The sequence below is a fragment of the Haloglomus salinum genome (genome assembly GCF_024298825.1).
In the GTDB taxonomy this organism is placed as follows: domain Archaea; phylum Halobacteriota; class Halobacteria; order Halobacteriales; family Haloarculaceae; genus Haloglomus; species Haloglomus salinum.
Window position 1 is genome coordinate 1,024,411 of the sequence record NZ_CP101153.1, and the last position, 16,968, is coordinate 1,041,378.

Annotated in this window: 15 protein-coding genes and 1 pseudogene; 6 read left to right on the forward strand and 10 right to left on the reverse strand. The window is 68.7% G+C overall.

What is annotated here, in order from left to right:
* Positions 1-82 precede the first annotated feature (82 nt).
* Positions 83-670, reverse strand: a complete 588-nt coding sequence (locus tag NL115_RS05005) for a DUF2238 domain-containing protein (RefSeq protein WP_254832103.1) — start codon at positions 668-670, stop codon at positions 83-85.
* 154 nt (positions 671-824) lie between these two features.
* Between NL115_RS05005 and NL115_RS05010 the strand changes: the two genes are divergently transcribed.
* Positions 825-1,454, forward strand: a complete 630-nt coding sequence (locus NL115_RS05010; RefSeq protein WP_254832104.1) for a class I SAM-dependent methyltransferase — start codon at positions 825-827, stop codon at positions 1,452-1,454.
* A 171-nt stretch (positions 1,455-1,625) separates the two neighbouring features.
* On the opposite strand, the gene NL115_RS05015 is transcribed toward NL115_RS05010, so the two are convergent.
* A complete protein-coding gene (locus tag NL115_RS05015) occupies positions 1,626-2,747 on the reverse strand; it encodes a pyridoxal phosphate-dependent aminotransferase (protein WP_254832105.1) in 1,122 nt (373 codons plus the stop codon).
* Between the two features lie 887 nt (positions 2,748-3,634).
* Between NL115_RS05015 and NL115_RS05020 the strand changes: the two genes are divergently transcribed.
* The 4 genes from NL115_RS05020 (at position 3,635) to NL115_RS05035 (ending at position 5,629) form a co-directional block, all read left to right on the forward strand.
* Positions 3,635-4,168: a cupin domain-containing protein gene (locus tag NL115_RS05020; RefSeq protein WP_254832106.1), complete on the forward strand. Its 534-nt coding sequence runs from the start codon at positions 3,635-3,637 to the stop codon at positions 4,166-4,168.
* Positions 4,169-4,219: 51 nt separating this feature from the next.
* Complete coding sequence (locus NL115_RS05025; RefSeq protein ID WP_254832107.1) at positions 4,220-4,954, forward strand: AzlC family ABC transporter permease; 735 nt, start codon at positions 4,220-4,222, stop codon at positions 4,952-4,954.
* Positions 4,955-4,982: 28 nt separating this feature from the next.
* On the forward strand, positions 4,983-5,321 hold the full coding sequence (locus NL115_RS05030) for an AzlD domain-containing protein (RefSeq protein ID WP_254832108.1): 339 nt from the start codon (positions 4,983-4,985) through the stop codon (positions 5,319-5,321).
* Positions 5,322-5,392: 71 nt separating this feature from the next.
* Positions 5,393-5,629 (forward strand): DUF2061 domain-containing protein, encoded by a 237-nt coding sequence (locus NL115_RS05035; protein ID WP_254832109.1) that lies wholly within the window; start codon positions 5,393-5,395, stop codon positions 5,627-5,629.
* A gap of 1 nt (position 5,630) precedes the next feature.
* Here the strand turns inward: NL115_RS05035 and NL115_RS05040 are convergent, their stop codons facing one another.
* The gene (locus NL115_RS05040) at positions 5,631-5,786 is read right to left on the reverse strand and encodes a GNAT family N-acetyltransferase (RefSeq protein WP_254832110.1); all 156 of its coding nucleotides are present in this window, start codon (positions 5,784-5,786) and stop codon (positions 5,631-5,633) included.
* A 79-nt stretch (positions 5,787-5,865) separates the two neighbouring features.
* A pseudogene (locus NL115_RS20705) lies at positions 5,866-6,078 on the reverse strand (GNAT family N-acetyltransferase); the annotation flags it as partial.
* A 129-nt stretch (positions 6,079-6,207) separates the two neighbouring features.
* On the opposite strand from NL115_RS20705, the gene proS reads away from it, so the two are divergent.
* Positions 6,208-7,674 (forward strand): proline--tRNA ligase, encoded by a 1,467-nt coding sequence (proS, locus tag NL115_RS05050; RefSeq protein ID WP_254832112.1) that lies wholly within the window; start codon positions 6,208-6,210, stop codon positions 7,672-7,674.
* A 205-nt stretch (positions 7,675-7,879) separates the two neighbouring features.
* Here the strand turns inward: proS and NL115_RS05055 are convergent, their stop codons facing one another.
* The 6 genes from NL115_RS05055 to NL115_RS05080 all read right to left on the reverse strand — a co-directional run bounded on the left by NL115_RS05055 (position 7,880) and on the right by NL115_RS05080 (position 16,883).
* The gene (locus tag NL115_RS05055) at positions 7,880-9,580 is read right to left on the reverse strand and encodes an aldehyde ferredoxin oxidoreductase family protein (RefSeq protein ID WP_254832113.1); all 1,701 of its coding nucleotides are present in this window, start codon (positions 9,578-9,580) and stop codon (positions 7,880-7,882) included.
* 111 nt (positions 9,581-9,691) lie between these two features.
* Positions 9,692-11,602: an NAD-binding protein gene (locus NL115_RS05060; protein WP_254832114.1), complete on the reverse strand. Its 1,911-nt coding sequence runs from the start codon at positions 11,600-11,602 to the stop codon at positions 9,692-9,694.
* Positions 11,603-11,661: 59 nt separating this feature from the next.
* Entirely contained in the window at positions 11,662-12,585 is a 924-nt protein-coding gene (locus NL115_RS05065; protein ID WP_254832115.1) for an MBL fold metallo-hydrolase, read from the reverse strand.
* 635 nt (positions 12,586-13,220) lie between these two features.
* Positions 13,221-15,146 carry a threonine--tRNA ligase gene (thrS, locus tag NL115_RS05070; RefSeq protein ID WP_254832116.1) on the reverse strand — a complete coding sequence of 642 codons (1,926 nt, stop codon included), beginning with the start codon at positions 15,144-15,146 and terminating at the stop codon, positions 13,221-13,223.
* A gap of 95 nt (positions 15,147-15,241) precedes the next feature.
* On the reverse strand, positions 15,242-16,279 hold the full coding sequence (locus tag NL115_RS05075) for a Glu/Leu/Phe/Val dehydrogenase family protein (RefSeq protein ID WP_254832117.1): 1,038 nt from the start codon (positions 16,277-16,279) through the stop codon (positions 15,242-15,244).
* Between the two features lie 73 nt (positions 16,280-16,352).
* Positions 16,353-16,883 carry a 2'-5' RNA ligase family protein gene (locus tag NL115_RS05080; protein WP_254832118.1) on the reverse strand — a complete coding sequence of 177 codons (531 nt, stop codon included), beginning with the start codon at positions 16,881-16,883 and terminating at the stop codon, positions 16,353-16,355.
* Between the last annotated feature and the right edge of the window lie 85 nt (positions 16,884-16,968).

The following is a 16,968-nucleotide window of genomic DNA, read 5'->3' on the forward strand; positions in this document are numbered from 1 at the left end:
TTTCGGGAGGGCTGGGGCTTTAGCCTGACGGACAGTGCTGTTCCCTCGGCAGCGGTTCACGCGATGCGCGCTCTGGAGCCACTCACTCCTCACCGCGTCGAACGAGGTTCTCGAGCGCGGTGTCGCCGACCGCGAGGACGATGACCGCGCCGAGGAGATTGAACACGAGGTCCAGAAGCGTGTCGCGTTTGCCGTAGGAGACGAGTATCGGTTCCAGCCCGACCCGGCGTGAGGCGACGTGGACGGCGTACTCCAGCAGTTCCCAGCAGACGCCCATGATGGCGACACCAGCGAGCACCCGCGGCCGCGGGTCCACGTCCGACCGCCGCGAGACCACGTGAATGGCGCCACCCACGAGCGTCGCCGACTGCAGGTGGGTGAGGTGGTCCCACCACCAGACGTCGTCGTACGGCCCGAGCATCCCCACGGCGTGCAGCAGCATCGCCACCGCCACGTAGAGCCGCTGCCACGGCCGGAACTCGACGCTGAGTCGCCGTTCCAGCACGGCCGGGAGGTACGTCACCCAGATGGCGACGAGGGCATTCACGACTGCCCCCGGGTCCCGCTGGCGGACACCCTGGACCAGGACGACGGCGATACCGGTACGGAGTCCACGCTCGGTACCCGCGACGACATCCGGTGGCGGGGTCCCGCCTTCGGAACGACTCATGCACTCACTGGGTGGGTCGCCCCCCGCACTCACAAAGGTAGTGAACTGGACCATGGGCACCCGAGTCAGTCTGACGGCGTCGACCGGAACGGGACCTCCGTGTTCCCCGCTCGACACCCAGTACTCGTAAGCCGACACCACGTGAACGGGCCCTATGCCGAAGTCTGAACCCTTCGAACGCCACACCGACCGGTACGAGGACTGGTTCGACACGCACCAGAGTGCCTATCGGTCCGAGGTCGAGGCGCTCGAGCGATTGCTCCCCCAGCCTGGATTCGGGCTCGAAATCGGTGTCGGCAGTGCCCGGTTCGCGGCGCCTCTCGGGATGCAGGTGGGGCTCGACCCGGCAGCCGAGATGCTGGCTCGGGCTCGCGACCGAGGGGTCGACGTCGTCAGGGGCGTCGCCGAATCGTTGCCCTTCGGGGACGGGACGTTCGACACGGCGCTGATGGTGACGACCATCTGTTTCGTCGACGACATCGCCCGGACCCTGGCTGAAGCCCGCCGGGTACTGCGTCCAGACGGCGCGCTCGTCGTCGGCTACATCGACAGGGACAGTCCCGTCGGCCGGGTCTACCAGGAGAAGCAGTCGGAGAACCCGTTCTACCGGGACGCCGTGTTCGTCTCGACCGACGAACTCGTCGAGGCGATGAAGGCGGCGGGGTTCTCGGCGTTCGAGTTCGTCCAGACCATCTACCACTGGCCCGGCGAGATCGACGACCCCGAACCGATAGACTCGGGGTACGGAGAGGGCTCCTTCGTGGGAATCAGGGCGACCCGGTAGGTCCCCCGGTGCAGCGATGCCGGCATCCGGTGGTGCCGACAGCTCGCTCGCGCAGCGAGTTCGTGGGGCCGGGCCGGGGTCGGGGTCGGGCCCGGGGCGGGGTCGGGGTCGGGCCCGGGGCGGGGTCGGGTCGGGCCCGGGGCGGGGTGCGGGGCCGCCCGGCTCGAAGCGCTACCGCACCGCGGCCGTCGCCTCGCCCATGATTGCCAGCGCCTCCTTCAGCGTCTCCATGTCCGTCGCATAGGAGATGCGCGCGTGGCCGGCGCCGTTCTCCCCGAACGCCTCGCCCGGGACGACCACGACGCCGCGGTCGATGACCTCGTCGACCCACCCGTCGGGGACGCGGGGCATCGCGTAGAACGCGCCCTGCGGGGTGGGCACGTCCAGCCCCATATCTTCGAGTCCGTCGAGCACGACGTCGCGGCGCTCCTCGAACGCGGCGACCATCTCCTCGACGGGGTCCTGTGGCCCGGACAGCGCGGCCTCCGCCGCGTACTGCGAGGGGGCCGACGCGCAGGCCTGACAGTACTGGTGGACCCGGAGCATCCGCTCGATGCGCTCGTGGCTCCCCGTGACCCAGCCGAGCCGCCAGCCCGTCATCGAGTAGGTCTTCGAGCAGGCGTCGACCACGACGACGTTGTCGGACTCGGCGAACTCCAGCGGCGAGCGGTGCTCGCCCTCGAAGACGATGCGGCCGTACACCTCGTCGGAGATACACAGCAGGTCGTGCTCGTCGGCGATGCGCGCGAACTCGCGCATGTCCTCGGTGGACTGGACCGCGCCGGTCGGGTTGGCGGGCGAGTTGACGACGAACGCCGCGGTGTCGTCGGTGATGGCGGCCTCCACGTCGGCCGGGTCCATCGTCAGGTCCGCGCGGAGTTCGACGGGGACGGGCTCGCCGCCGGCGAGGTGCGTGAGCGCCTCGTAGGAGACGAAGCCGGGGTCCGGAAACAGGACCTCCTGGCCCTGGTCGACGTGGGCCTCGAGCGCGATGTGGAGCGCCTCGCTCCCGCCCGCGGTGGCGATGACGTTCTCCGGGTCCACGTCGAGGTCGTTGTCGCGGGCGTGCTTCGCGGCGATGGCCTCGCGGAGTTCGAGGGTGCCCTTGTTGGAGGTGTAGGCGTCGCTCTCGCCCGACTCGATGGCCTCGACCGCCGCCTGCTTGGCGTGGTCGGGCGTCGGGAAATCGGGCTGTCCGAGTCCGAGGTTGATGGCGTCCTCGCCGGCCGCCTCGAACACCTCGCGGATGCCGCTGATGGAGACCTGCTCGACTCGCGATGAGAACCCGGTCATGGGAGTCGTGTGGAGGGGCGGGGTGGTAACTGTTCGTGGTCCGGAACATAGTGGTCAACGGCCCCTTTTACCACCTATACCCGCTATTTTATACTTATACTAGCTAATACTGATGAACAACGGCATTTCGAAGTGAATTCGGCAGTGCCAGCTAATTCGAACGAACCTCGAAGACCACCTACGAAGCCCTCGCGCGCTCCGGGGTCCCTGACTCGCTGCGCGCCTCACTCGCTCGCGGTGCTCGCTCGTTGCGGTGCTTGCGTCGTCAGCTGCCCCGGAGCCCGCTCGCCTTCCGGCAGAGCACGCTCTGCCGACGTTCGCCTCGCTGTGCTCGGCTCACCTTCGAGTCCGCCAGGATTCGGTTGTGTCACGGAGCGGAGCCCCTGCCCTTCCCCAGGTCGCGCGGGTTCGCCCGCAAGGGGCGAACCACCCGCTCCCGGCCCGTGGATTGTGGCGGGTCGCGCACGCCTGTCAGTCGCACCGGCGCGCGCTGGCTGGCGGCGCCCGCCCTCCGCGAGCGGTTTCATGCCGCGAGCACCAGCGGCGGGCGCCGCCAGCCTCTAAGCACGCGAGGGGCGAGGAGCGCAGCGAAGCGAGCACCACAGGCGGCTGGGGAGGTGTGAGGCTCACGGGCCCGACTGACCGATACCCGGTCCTGGCGGACTCGAAGGTGAGCCGAGCACAGCGAGGCGAACGTCGCTGGGCGAGCGAAGCGACTCCCGGACGGTCGAGAGCGCGAGGGCTTCGTCGGCGTTCTCGTCGTCCCCTCGCTGTCATCTCGAGAGAGCGCGAGAACGTCGGGCCCGTCGACAACGTAGCGGTCGGTCACACCGGCAACCACCCACGAACAGCCTTACGTGCCGACCACCCGCAGGGCGAGCCACGACATGAACCACATCGACATCGCCGACATCGAGACGTGGCCCCACCCGATGGGCGTCAACAGCGACCGCCGCGACGTGACAGGAGCGCTCGAGGCCGAGGACGTGGCCATCGTGCGCTACGAACTCGAACCGGGCGAGCAGTTCTCCGGCGGCCTCCACACCCACCACGACCAGGAGGAACTGTTCTACATCCTCGAGGGCACCGCCACCTTCGACGTGGGCCCGGAACCCGACGCGGACCACGCCGAGGGCCACGCGAGCGAGCGCCCCGACACCGAGGAGGTCGTCGCCGAGGCCGGCGAGGTCGTCCGCTTCCCGCCGGGGCAGTTCCAGTGCGGCCGGAACAGGTCCGACGACACGGTGGTCGGCCTCGTCATCGCCGCGCCGGACACGCGGCACGAGTGGGAGGCCCTGGAGTCGTTCGCCCCCTGCGCCGGCGACTGCGACGGCATCACCAGCCACGGCGTCCGCCAGCCCGACGGGGACGGGATGGTCGTCTACTGCAACGAGTGTGGGACCGAGCTGCAGGTGGCCTGAGGGGACGGCGAAGTCGGAAGACACGTGGCGACCCCCGCCGGAGCCCAGAGCGTGACCGAGTCGTCACGCGACGCGTTCCTCGCCGGGGTCCGAGCCGTCGCGCCCATCATCGTCGGCATCGTCCCGTTCGGGCTGGTAGCGGGCGCTGCGGCCGTCAACGCGGGACTGACGCTGCTGGACGCCGTCGGCCTGTCGGTCGTCGTCTTCGCCGGGGCCTCCCAGCTCGCGGCCATCGGCCTGTTCGGCGACGGCGCGCCGCTCGCCCTGGTCGTCGTGACGGTACTCGTCATCAACCTCCGGATGGTGATGTACAGCGCCAGCATCGCGCCCGAACTGCTCGACGAGCCGCGGCGCTGGCGGACGCTGGAGGCGTACCTGCTGACCGACCAGGCGTACGCGCTGTCGGTGACCCGCTTCGAGCGCGACCCCGGGACGAACCGCCGCTGGTTCTACCTCGGGGCCGCGGCGCCACTATGGGTCGTCTGGCAGGTCTGTACGGTCATCGGGGCCGTCGTCGGCGCGCGGGTCCCACCCTGGCTCCCGCTGGATTTCGCGGTTCCCCTCACGTTCCTTGCACTCCTCGTCCCGGCCGTCGAGGGGCGGGCGACCGGCATCGCCGCTCTGGTCGGCGGCGGACTCGCCACGGTGGGGACGAGCCTGCCGCTGGAGGCCGGGCTGATGGCCGGCGCACTCGCGGGCGTGCTGGCGGGTCTCGTCGCCGAGCGCGTCGTCGGTCCCGACGCGGTGGGGAGGGACGGGGACGGCCCCGGAGGTGGGCACGCGTGAGCGGTCGTCCCCCCGGAGGTGAGAGTGCGTGAGTCCCCCGCCCGGCCCGCAGGTATGGCTCGCCATCGTCGCCGCCGGCCTGGGTACGTTCCTCATCCGGGCCTCGTTCCTGTTCCTGTTCGAGCGGATGGGCGGCGTCCCGCCGCGACTGGAGCGGGCACTCGCCTACGTCCCGGCGGCGGTGCTGGCGGCGCTCGTCGTCCCGGCGATCGTGGCGCCCGACGGGACGGCCTCGGTGGTCGGAAACGACCGCCTGCTCGCGGGCGCGCTCGCGGCACTGGTGGCCTGGCGGACCGAGAGCGTCCTCGCCACCATCGTCGTCGGGATGGTCGCACTGGTGGTGCTGGGACAGGTCGGCGTCGTGTAACCACTAGAGACTTCTCGTGGAGATTTTGAAAACACTAGTGGTTACTTACGCCTCGGTACCGAACCCTCCGTATGGAGTCGACGCTCGGAGGGCTCATCAGCGACCGTCCTCATCAGGCGATGTCGCGGGCGGTCGTGAAGACGGCACTCTATCGGGTGCTGATGGTCTTCGTCTCGGTGGCGGTCGCCTACCTCGTCGTCGGGGACGTGTCGGCGGCGCTCAGCATCGGCCTCGCCACGAACGTTGTCAAGACGGTGACGTACTACGGGTACGAGCGGCTCTGGGACCGCATCGCGTGGGGCGTGTAGGTCACTCGAACGCCGACTCGTCCTCACGCGGCCGGTACAGGTGGCACATCTCCTCGGCGTCACCGTCCGGCCGGTCGACCGGGCTCGGGTACGGCTCGAAGCCGAACCGTTCGTAGAAGTCGACGAGTCCCTCGCGGCAGGTCAGCGAGAGCAACACGTCCTACGAGGTCGGGATGCGAGACGGCCGCGGCCAGCAACTCCGCGCCGATACCCTCCCCGCGGCGGTCCTCGGCGACCACCACGTCGTAGCATTTCGCGTAGTAGACGCCGTCACCGACGACACGCGCAGCGGCGACCAGGTCGCCATCGGCCCGGACGCCGAGCGCGACCATCGTGTTCGCCAGCGCCTCACGGACCTCGCCGACATCACGGTCGGCCCACCAGCCGTACTCCTCGTACAATCCCGCCAGCTCGGGAGCATCGGCGGGACCGAGTTCGACCGCTTCCATACACCGCCCTCGGCCAGTGGGAATAAATCGATGTCGTCGGCCCGGGACGACCTGGCACGGAGCGGGCCGCCCCTTCGCGCCGGAACCGGAACGCACCGTGTTTAAGACGCCCCTCCGACACCTACGAGTATGAGCGACGCCGACGACGGCGACGGACAGGAACTCGGCATCACCGAGTCCAAATCACACAAGCCCGGCGAGTGGTACGCCGAGGTCGTCCAGAAGGCCGAACTCGCGGACTACGCGCCGATGGGCGGGTTCATCGTCACGCGACCGCGGGGGTACGCCATCTGGGAGCGCATCCAGGAGCATCTCGACGGCTGGTTCAAGGACACCGGCGTCCAGAACGCCTACTTCCCGATGTTCATCCCCGAGTCCTACCTGGAGAAGGAGAAGGACATCGTCGAGGGGTTCGACCCCGAGGTGGCGTGGGTGGAGACGGCCGGCCACGAGGAGCTGGAGGAGCGCCTGGCCGTCCGGCCGACGAGCGAGTCCATCATCACGCCGTTCATCGCGCAGTGGGTCCGGAGCCACCGCGACCTGCCGATGCGACTCAACCAGTGGTGCTCGGTCGTCCGCTGGGAGGCCACGGACACGAAGCCGTTCTTCCGCACCAAGGAGTTCCTCTGGCAGGAGGGCCACACCGCACACGCCACCGAGGACGACGCCTGGGACGAGACGATGACCCGCCTGGGCCAGTACGAGCGCCTCTACGAGGAGGTCATGGCCATCCCCGGGCTCACCGGACGCAAGCCCGACCACGACAAGTTCCCCGGCGCGCACACGACGACGACCATCGAGGCGCTGATGCCCGACGGCAAGAGCGTGCAGGCGGGCACCTCTCACTACCTCGGGCAGTCGTTCGCCGAGGCGTACGACGTGACGTTCACCAACGAGGACGAGAACGAGCAGGTCGCCCACACCACCTCGTGGGGGCTGTCCTGGCGGGCGATGGGCGCGCTCATCATGACCCACTCCGACGACCAGGGACTCGTCCTGCCGCCCGCGCTCGCACCCCAGCAGGTCGTCGTCGTCCCCATCTGGCAGGAGGACACCGAGGACGAGGTGCTGGAGTACAGCGCCGAACTCGCCGCCGAACTCGACACGGAGTTCCGCGTCCATCTCGACGACCGCGACGAGCGCAACCCCGGCTTCAAGTACAACGAGTGGGAGCTGAAGGGCGTCCCCCTTCGCATCGAGGTCGGCCCCAACGAGGTCGCAGACGAGGAGGCGACGCTGGTCCACCGCCCTGACGGCGAGAACGAGGTCGCCGGCCGCGACGGACTGACCGAGGCGGTCGGCGAGGCGCTCGACACGGTGTACGCGAAGCTGTACGCCGCTGCCGAGGAGCGCATCGAGGAGAACATCCGCGAGGCCCACGGCCGCAACGAGATTCTGGGCACGCTCGGCCAGCACGGCGGCTACGTCAAGACCGGCTGGTGTGGCGATGAGGATTGCGAGGCCGAGATAAAAGACCAGATCGCCGCCGAGATCGTGATGGTGCCGCTCGACCGGGACGAGGAGCCCATCCACGAGACGTGTGGTGTCTGTGGCGAGGAGGCCGTCGAGACGGCGTACTTCGCGAAGAACTACTGAACACGAGCTTTTTTGCGCCGAGTGGTTCCGTGCCTGCGGCGCGGAACCCGAGACGGAAAGAACGTTCAGAAAAAGGCCGCACTCCGGTCGCTCCGCTCCCTCCGAGCGGTGTCGTTCGAGAGAGCTTCGCTCTCTCGTGATGAGGAGAGACGCCAGAGGCGTCTCTCGAACCAAAACGCGCGCCGAGGGCGCGCGTATGCTGTCCTCAGTCGTCGGCGGGCGCCGCGCCGCCGCCGCTCCCCCCCGTGACCTTCGCGTCCGGGACGGTGCCGTCCTCGTTCCAGCCGCGCAGGTCGTAGTAGTTCGACAGTTCCTCGTCGAGGCCCTCCAGTTCGTAGGGCAGGGCGTTGTCGTCGGCGCGGTCGAAGCCACGCTTCGAGTTGAAGTGCCGTTCCAGTTCGACGATGCGGCCCCCGACGTCCATCAGCTCCTCCCAGGAGGCGTCGAACAGCTGCTCGTAGCGCTCGTGGTCGAAGCTGGAGGCGGCGAACTTGCAGAGGACGCCCGCATCGTGGACGGCGTTCTTGTTCTCCTGCTCGATGAGACGGTCCGATTTCCCGGCGACGCCCTCCTTGTCGAGCGCGTCGTTGGGGGCGACCAGCGGGTACTCCAGCTGGTACATCTCGGCGTACATGTGGTCGGCGCCGCGGTTCGCGGTGGCGAAGGAGAGCCCCTGCCCGTTGAGCGCGCGGCCGTCGTGGGCGGCGAACTCCATCCCCTTCATCGTCCAGTTCTCGACGCCGAGCTCCTCGTGACAGCGGTCGATGCCCTCGGCGAGCGTGTCGCCGATGCCCTCGCGGTCGGCGATCTTCTCGACGGTCTCGACCATCAGCTCCTCGTTGCCGAGTTCGCCCTCGCTCTTGAGGTACGCGGCGACGGCGTCGCCACAGGAGATGGTGTCCATCCCGAGCTGGTCACACAGCTCGTTGGCCTCCATGATGGCGACGAAGTCGTCGTTGTCGGCGTTCGAGCCGAACGACATCATCGTCTCGTATTCGGGCCCCTCGGTGACGATGCCGGACTCCTCGTCCTTCGTCGGGAGCTTGCAGGCGAACGCACACTGCGAGCAGGTCCCCTTCTTGTACTTGTGTTCCATCACGGCGCCGGAGCCAATCTGGTCGAGGTGCTCGTACGACTGGTCCTCGAAGTAGCGGGTCGGGAGCGCGTTGACGGCGTTGGCGTAGTCCGAGACCGACACCGTCCCGGCGTCCTTCATCGGACTGCCGGAGGTGGAGGCCTCCTTGTGGATCTCCATCCCGAGCTCCTCGTCCAGGTCGATCTCCGGCGGCGAGTCCCCGTCGAAGGTGAGGAACTTCACGCCCTTGGCACCCAGCACCGCGCCGAGGCCGCCCCGCCCGAACGCGCGCGACTCACTGGTGATGATGCTCGCGAACCGGACGCCGTTCTCGCCGGCAGGACCGACGACAGCGGTGTGGCCCTCGTCCAGCCCGCGGGTGTCCTCGATGTGCTCGATGGTCTCGCTCGTGGTCGCGCCCGCGAGGTCGCTCGCGTCCTCGAACTCGACGCCCTCGTCCGTGACGTGGATGCCGACGAGGTCGTCGCTGGCGCCTTTGATCTCGACGGCGGCGTTGCCGGCCGCGGCGAACGGCCGCGACATGTAGCCGCCGGCGTTCGAGGAGAGCAGGCCGTCCGTGAGCGGCGATAGTCCGGTGCAGGACATCCGGCCGGTGAACGATGTCATCGCGGTCTGGAGCGGGCCAGTAGCGAAGACGAGCCGGTTCTCCGGGCCCAGCGGGTCCGCATCGAACGGGATGCGGTCGTGCGCGAGCTTCGTGCCGACGCCGCGCCCACCGATGAACGTCTCGTTCACCTCGCTGATATCCTCCTCCTGCGTCGTCCGCTCACCCACGTCGATGCTGAGGAGCGGGCCGCGATTGTGAATCATCGTCTCACGGGAACAGTCCCACCATGATAAACCGTGTGCCCCGGAACCCGGGCCGATTGATGGACCGGGCACGAACCGCTCGCGGGCGTGGAACGGCGTACCGCCGACGGGTTACTCCCCGGGGTGGCAGAACTCCATCGCTTCGCGGACATCGTCCCGGCTCCCGATGAGCGTGATGCGGTCGCCCATCTCCAGCGTGAAGTCCGCGTCCGGAACACGGGTGTCGCCGTTCCGGGCGACCAGCGCGATGAGGACGCCGCCCGGGAGTTCGGGGCCGACCTCGTGGACGGGTCGTCCGACCATCTCCTCGGAGGTGACCTCGATCTCCTGGACATCGCCCGAGCGCCCGATTTCACCCATCCAGTTGGCGAGCGCCGGACGCTCGATGGCGTTGTCCATGGCCTGCGCCGTGGCGACCGCCGAGGAGATGGTCCGGACGCCCAGATCCTCGAACGCCTCGACGTTGTTCGGGTTGTTGGCCCGGGCCATCACCGTCTCGATGTCGAACTTGCTTTTCGCGAGCTGTGCCGTGAGGAGATTGGCGTCGTCGTCACCGGTGGCGGCGACGAGGATACGGCAGTTGTCCGCACCGGCCGAGCGGAGGACATCCGTGTCCGTTCCGTCGCCGATGTGGACCGTGTGGCCCTCGTTTCGGGCCGTCTCGACCGCGTCCTCGTCGACCTCCACGATGACGACGTTCTCCCCTCTGTCTTCGAGGCGGTCGGCCAGAGTGCGTCCCACCTGGCCGCCGCCGACTACGATTACACGCATGGGTATCACGTCGAGGAACTCCGCGATGTACCGGGCGAGGCCGCCCTCGAACACGACCGTCGCCAGGATGACCAGGAACACCGTCCCGACCAGCAGCGTCGCACCGGCGTCGAGCTGGGCCGCCCGCGCAACCTCGCCTGCCGCCGCCAGCTCGTCGGCTTTCCCCTGCAGTTCGACCGCGAACAGCGTCGCCACGGACGCGGGGATGATACCGCGCGGGCCGACGAACGACATGAAGGCACGCTCCTCGAAGGTGAAGCGGTCGCCCACCGTCGTGAGGAACACGAGCGCCGGGCGGATGACCAGGGCAACCGCCACGACGACGAACACGCCACCCAGTCCCAGCCGGAGCAGGTCCTCGAACCGCAACAGCGCCGCCAGCGCGATGAACACGAACGAGAGCACCAGCAGCGTGATGTCGCCCTTGAACTCGGAGATATCCTCCTCGTAGGGGATGTCGAGGTTCCCGAGGACGATACCGGCGACGGCGACGGCGGCGACGCCGGCCTCGGCGAAGACGAAGTCGGCGGCCGCGAACGCGACCAGCGCCCCGGCCAGCACCAGCAATCGGGCGTTCTGCGGGGCATTCCCCGGCGAGAGGTCGACGTACCGGAGCGCGTAGTACAGCACCCCGGCGACGATGGTCCCGATGACCATGCCGGTGCCCAGCCGCTCGACGAACAACTGCAGGAACTCCGCGGGCGTCGACCCACCCGTGACGATGACCTCGAAGACGACGACCGCGAGGATGGCCGCCGTCACGTCGTTGACGATGCCCTCCGTCTCGAGGGCGGCCTCCACCCGGTCGCGCACGGGGACGACCTCCATGATGGGCGTGATGACCGTCGGCCCGGTCGCGACGAGGAGGGACCCGATGAGGAAGGCGAACTCCCACGAGGTCTCGGAGAACGCGAGTTTGACCGCGCCGGCGGTCCCGAACAGCGCGATGGCTGCGCCGATGGTGACCAGCCGGGTCGTCGCGGCGGGCGTCTCACGGAACTTCTCCAGCCGGAGATGGAAGGCCCCCTCGAAGACGATGATGGCGACGCTCAGTCCGACGATGGACGGGAGCGCCCCGGCGAACGTCGACCGCGTGACCAGGCCCAGCCCCTCGGGGCCGAGTGCGATGCCCGCGGCGATGAGGAAGATGATGCTGGGTACCTCGAAGCGGTCCGACAGCACCTGCGCGACCACACCGATGCCGATGATGGACGCGACGAGATAGAGCCCAGTACTCGCTCCGGCTGCCATACGGTCGGGTCGTCTCGCGTCGGTCGCTTAAGTCTCCTGTCTCGCGGCGATGCCCGGCATCACTTGCCCGCCTCGTCGGCCGCCGTCCGCCGGTCGAGATACCCCAGCACCCCGCGCACGTTCATCGCCGTCTCGGCCTCCGCCTTCCGCTCGCCCCACACCGCGTCCATCTCGGTCCGCTCGACGAAGTGCTCGATGACGGCCTCGTCGTCCGTGAGTTCGACGCGTGCCTCCGCGATGGCCTCGACCCAGTCGGTCAGCACGTCGGCGTACTCCGTGAGCAGGCCATCAGCGGGCGCGGGGCCGAAGTGAGCGTAACACAGCGTCTCCGGGTCGAGTCGCTGGATGAGACGTACGTCCTCGATGCACTGCTCGAAGTCGAAGTTCGCCGGCGGCGAGGTCGGCTCGATGGCGTCGAGCTGTGGCACGTAGATACCCGCGGCGTCCGCGACGAACACGGCGTCAGCTTCGGCGTCGTGGAAGACGTGCTGGTGCGGGGCGTGGCCGGGCGCCTCGTACACGTCGAGTTCCCGGTCGCCGAGGTCGACGGTGTCACCGTCGACGAGCGGCGCCACGCGGCTGTCCGGGACGGGCTCGGGCTCGGTGTAGAACTCGATCTGCTCGCCGACCGCCGCCTTCGTCCCCTTCCACAGCCGCTCCGGGTCGATGAGGTGGCGCGCACCCCGCCCGTGGATGAGAACCTCCGCGTTCGGGCAGGCCTCAGCCAGGAAGCCTGCCCCGCCCGCGTGGTCGAGGTGGACGTGGGTCGGGACGAGCAGTTCGAGGTCCTCGCGGTCGATGCCGACCTCGTCGAGGGCATCGAGGAGGAGGTCGTGGTTCGTGCCGATGCCCGTGTCCAGCATCGTCGGGCGCTCGGTGTCGAAGATGTAGACGGCTCCGTACTTCTCGGTGCCGTACATCCCGGTGTCGACGTAGTAGCAGTCCGGGACGGATTCGACGGGTTCGACGTCGCCGATTGTCATTGGCTCTGATGCGGGTGCGAGCGTCTTAGTTCGGTTGGGTGTGATTCGTTCTCGATGGTGGAATCGTCTCCCGAAGCCCTCGGCCGCTGTTGGTCAGTCGGAGAGTGTGGGCCTCACGCCTCCCCAACCGCCTGCGATGCTCACTCGCTGCGCTCGTTGCGCTTCTCGTCCCTCGCACGTGTAGCGGCGGCTGGCCTGCGGCACAGCCGCCAACGCGCACCGGCTGGACTGACGAGCTCGCACGCACCAGTCGAGCGGCTAGTCGGCAGGTCGGTTCCGAGAACAGGTAGCGCGCTCGCGCCACCGAGAGCGGTGCCCGAGGCCCGTGCGGCCGAGGGGCCGCGGTCACCCGGCGCGAGCGCGGGGAGGTGTGGGGACGCTAGCGCTCCGCTGGAACCACCACGCGCGTCGCTCGAGCCGAAACAATCCCCTGGCGGAATCGAAGGTGAGGCGAACAGCGGGGGAGCGAAGCTCCCCCGAGCGAACGGCGGCTTCGCCGCTGTGAGCGTCGGCAGAGCTTGCTCTACCGGAAGTCGAGAGCGCGAGGGCTTCGGAGCCCACTCACCTCTAATTCGCCAGATTACTCGACTATCAAGGAAACAACAAGTGAAACAAGATATTACGTGCGTTACTTCCTACTCTTCCAGGAAATCAGGCTCCGTCCGCTTCTCCGCCCGCTCGCTCTCCAGGTGCGACAGGAAGTCGTCCAGCTCGATGTCCTGCTCCTCGCGCTCCTTGCGGTCGCGCACGGAGATGTTGCCGGCCTCCTCCTCGTTGTCGCCGACGATAATCATGTACGGGAGCCGGTCCTCGTGAGCGCCCCGGATTTTGCGGCCGATGGTCTGGTCGCGGTCCTCGACCTCCACCCGGAAGCCGGCATCGTCGAGTTCGTTCTTGACGCGGTGGGCGTAGCCGAGGTTGTCGTCCGAGATGGGGAGGATGCGGACCTGCTCGGGCGCGAGCCAGAGCGGGAACTTCCCGTCGAAGTGCTCGATGAGGACCATGAAGAAGCGCTCGTAGGAGCCGTACAGCGCCCGGTGAATCATCACCGGGCGGTGCTCCTCGTTGTCCTCGCCGATGTAGCTCAGGTCGAACCGCTCGGGCATGTTGAAGTCGAGCTGGACCGTCGGGCCGTCCCACTCCCGGCCGAGGGCGTCCTCGAAGCCGAAGTCGATCTTCGGGCCGTAGAAGGCGCCGTCGCCGGGCTCGACGTGGTAGTCGAGGCTGGAGTTCTCCAGCACGTCACGGAGCTGTGACTCGGCGCGCTCCCATATCTCGTCGGAACCGACCGACTTCTCGGGCCGCGTCGCCAGCGCCACCGTGTAGTCGAGGTCGAACGTCTCCAGCACCTCGTTGATGGCGGTCATGATGTTGTCGACCTCCTGCTCGATGTCGTTCGGCCGACAGAACAGGTGGCCGTCGTCGATGGTGAACGCCCAGACACGGGAGAGCCCCGACAGCTCCCCGCGTTGCTCCTTCCGGTACACCTTCCCGTCCTCGGCGTAGCGGACCGGGAGGTCTCGATAGGACCACGAACCCTCCTCGAAGATGGTGGCGTGGCCGGGACAGTTCATCGGCTTCAGCCCGTACTCCTCGTCGTTCACGTCGAGGAGGAACATGTCGTCCCGGTAGTTGTCGTAGTGGCCAGACTTCTTCCACAGCTCCGTGCGGAAGAGGTGGGGCGTCTCGACGTACTCGTAGCCGTAGCGCTCGTTCAGGTCGCGGACGTAGCCCGACAGCTCGTCGAGCACCGTCTTCCCGGCGGGGTGGTACAGCGGCAGGCCGGGACCCGTCGTGTCCGGGATGGAGAACAGGTCGAGTTCGCTCCCGAGGCGGCGGTGGTCGCGCTTCTTCGCCTCCTCGCGCCGTTCGAGGAACTGCTCGAGGTCCTTCTCGGAGGGGAACGCCGTCCCGTGGACGCGCGTCAGCGTGTCGTTCTCCTCGTCACCGCGCCAGTACGCCGCGGAGATGTCGAGCAACTCGAACGCGCCGACCTCACCCGTGCTATCGACGTGAGGCCCCTGGCAGAGGTCCTGCCAGTCGTCCTGCACGTAGAAGGAGACCGCCTCCGCGTCGGCGGCTTCGGTCTCCAGAATCTCCTGCTTGTACTCGTTGTCCTCGTAGACCTCGAACGCCTCCTCGCGGGAGCGCTCGACGCGCTCGATGTCGTAGTCGGCCTCGACGATGTCGGCCATCTCGTCCTCGATGGCCGCGAGGTCGTCCTCGTCGAGGTCGACGTTCGTGACGTCGTAGTAGAACCCCTGGTCCGTCGGCGGGCCGATGGTGAGCTTGGCCTCGGGGTGCAGGCGTTGGAGTGCCTGCGCGAAGACGTGGGCGGCAGAGTGGCGGAGGACCTGCAGGTACTCGTCGGAGTCCTCCGTGACGATTTCGAGCTTGCAGTCCTCGTACAGCGGCGTGTGCCGGTCGACCAGCTCGCCGTCGACGACGCCGGCGACTGTGGCCGCCCCGAGTCCCGGTCCGATCTCGTAGGCGACCTCCTCGACCGTGACCCCGTCGTCCAGGTCCAGGACGGACCCGTCGGGGAGCGTGACGGCTACCATACCACGAGGGAGTCGGGAGCGCCGGATAAAGCTTTAGAGACGGCGGGAGGGGTTGGCACACACCCGCAAGCCGGGCATCGCTCGGCCGGGTGCGCTCAGAACAACGTCGACTCGCCACCCTCGGCCATCCGTGCCTCCGCGAAGCGGTCGGCCGCCGCCAGCGGCGTGATGCCCTCGGCCCGCGCCGTCTCGAAGATGGACTCCAGCCGGTCGCGGACGGCCGCCACCCGCTCCAGCGCCTCGGCGGTATCGCCGCCCTCCATCTCGGTGACGCCCGCGACCAGGCCGCCGGCGTTCACCACGTAATCGGGCGCGTACAGGATGCCGCGCTCGGCCAGCGCGTCGGCGTGCCGGCGCGCGGCGAGCTGGTTGTTGGCCGACCCGCAGACGATATCGCACTCCAGCCGGGAGATGGTCTCGTCGTTCAGCACACCGCCCAGCGCGCAGGGTGCGAAGGCGTCGCAGGGTTCGTCGTAGATGGCCTCGGGCGCGACCGACTCGACATCGAACTCCTCCTCGACCGCGGCGACCGCTTCCTCGTCCACGTCGGCGACGACCACGTTCGCCCACTCGTCCACGAGCCGCTCCACGAGCGCCCGCCCGACCTTGCCGACGCCCTGCACCGCGATGCGCCGCCCGTCCAGCGAGTCGTCCCCGCCCCGCTCGGCGAAGCAGGCTCGGAGGCCGTGGACGACCCCCGCCGCGGTCACGTCCGTCCCCTCGCCGCCGCCCGCGCCGCCGACGTTGCCAGTCGTCTCCTGGATGACACGAAGGTCCGCCACGTCGATGTTCACGTCCTCGCCCGTGACGAAGCGGCCGTCGTAGCTGTCGACCACGCGACCGTACGCCCGGAGGAGGTCGTCGGTCTTCTCGTCGGGGTCGCCGACGATGACGGCCTTCCCACCGCCCAGCGGCAACTCGGCGGCGGCGGTCTTGTAGGCCATCGCCTCCGAGAGCCGAAGTGCGTCCTCGAGCGCGTCGGCCTCGTCGTCGTAGTCGAGCATCCGGGTGCCGCCGACCGCCGGGCCGCGCCGGGAGTCGTAGACGGCGACGATACAGCGCAGGCCCGTCGACTCGTCGCGGTAGAAGGCGACGTGTTCGTGGCCGGCCTCGTCCATCTCGCGGAGGGTCATGTGCGGAGCCGACACACGGAGAGGGCTTAACGACGGGGGCGACACCCGGGCCAGCGGTCCCACGAGCGGCCGACTACAGGTCGATGGTCGCCACCAGTTCGTGCGTCCCGCCGTCGGCCGCCGGCCGCGTGACCGAGACGTTGTCGACCGTGAACGTCCAGGCGAACTCCCGCTCCAGCAGGTGCCCGACCACCTCGCCCGCGAGGTCGTGGTCGAGCGAGAGGGCCAGGCCGACGTGCGGGAACCACCCGTCGGGTTCGTAGTACTCGGTCGGGGCGTCCCCCAGCGGTGCGAGGGCGTCGACCGTATCCTCGTGCAGGTGCAGCAACGCCGGCGACTTCGCGACGGGGATGTAGACGTGGTACCCGGGGAACGTGCCCAGGCCGGACGTCCGGACGGTGAACGGGTCGTGCTCGGCGGCGACACGCTCGGCGGCGGCCACGACCGCGTCCACGTCCGCGGACGCCTCGAGGCCGTACAGCGTGACGTGCGGGTACGGGTTGACGTAGCGGTCGATGCCGAACCGGTCAACCAGGTCGTCCCACACGGCCTCGACGCGTTCGAAGTACGGCTCCGGGAGGGTCGGCCCGACGATGATGGCCATGGCCGACCGGCACGGCGCGGGCGCAAAAACCTCGCCCTCCGAGGCCACCCACAATCGCTTTGCCGCGACCGGCCGACCGCTCCCC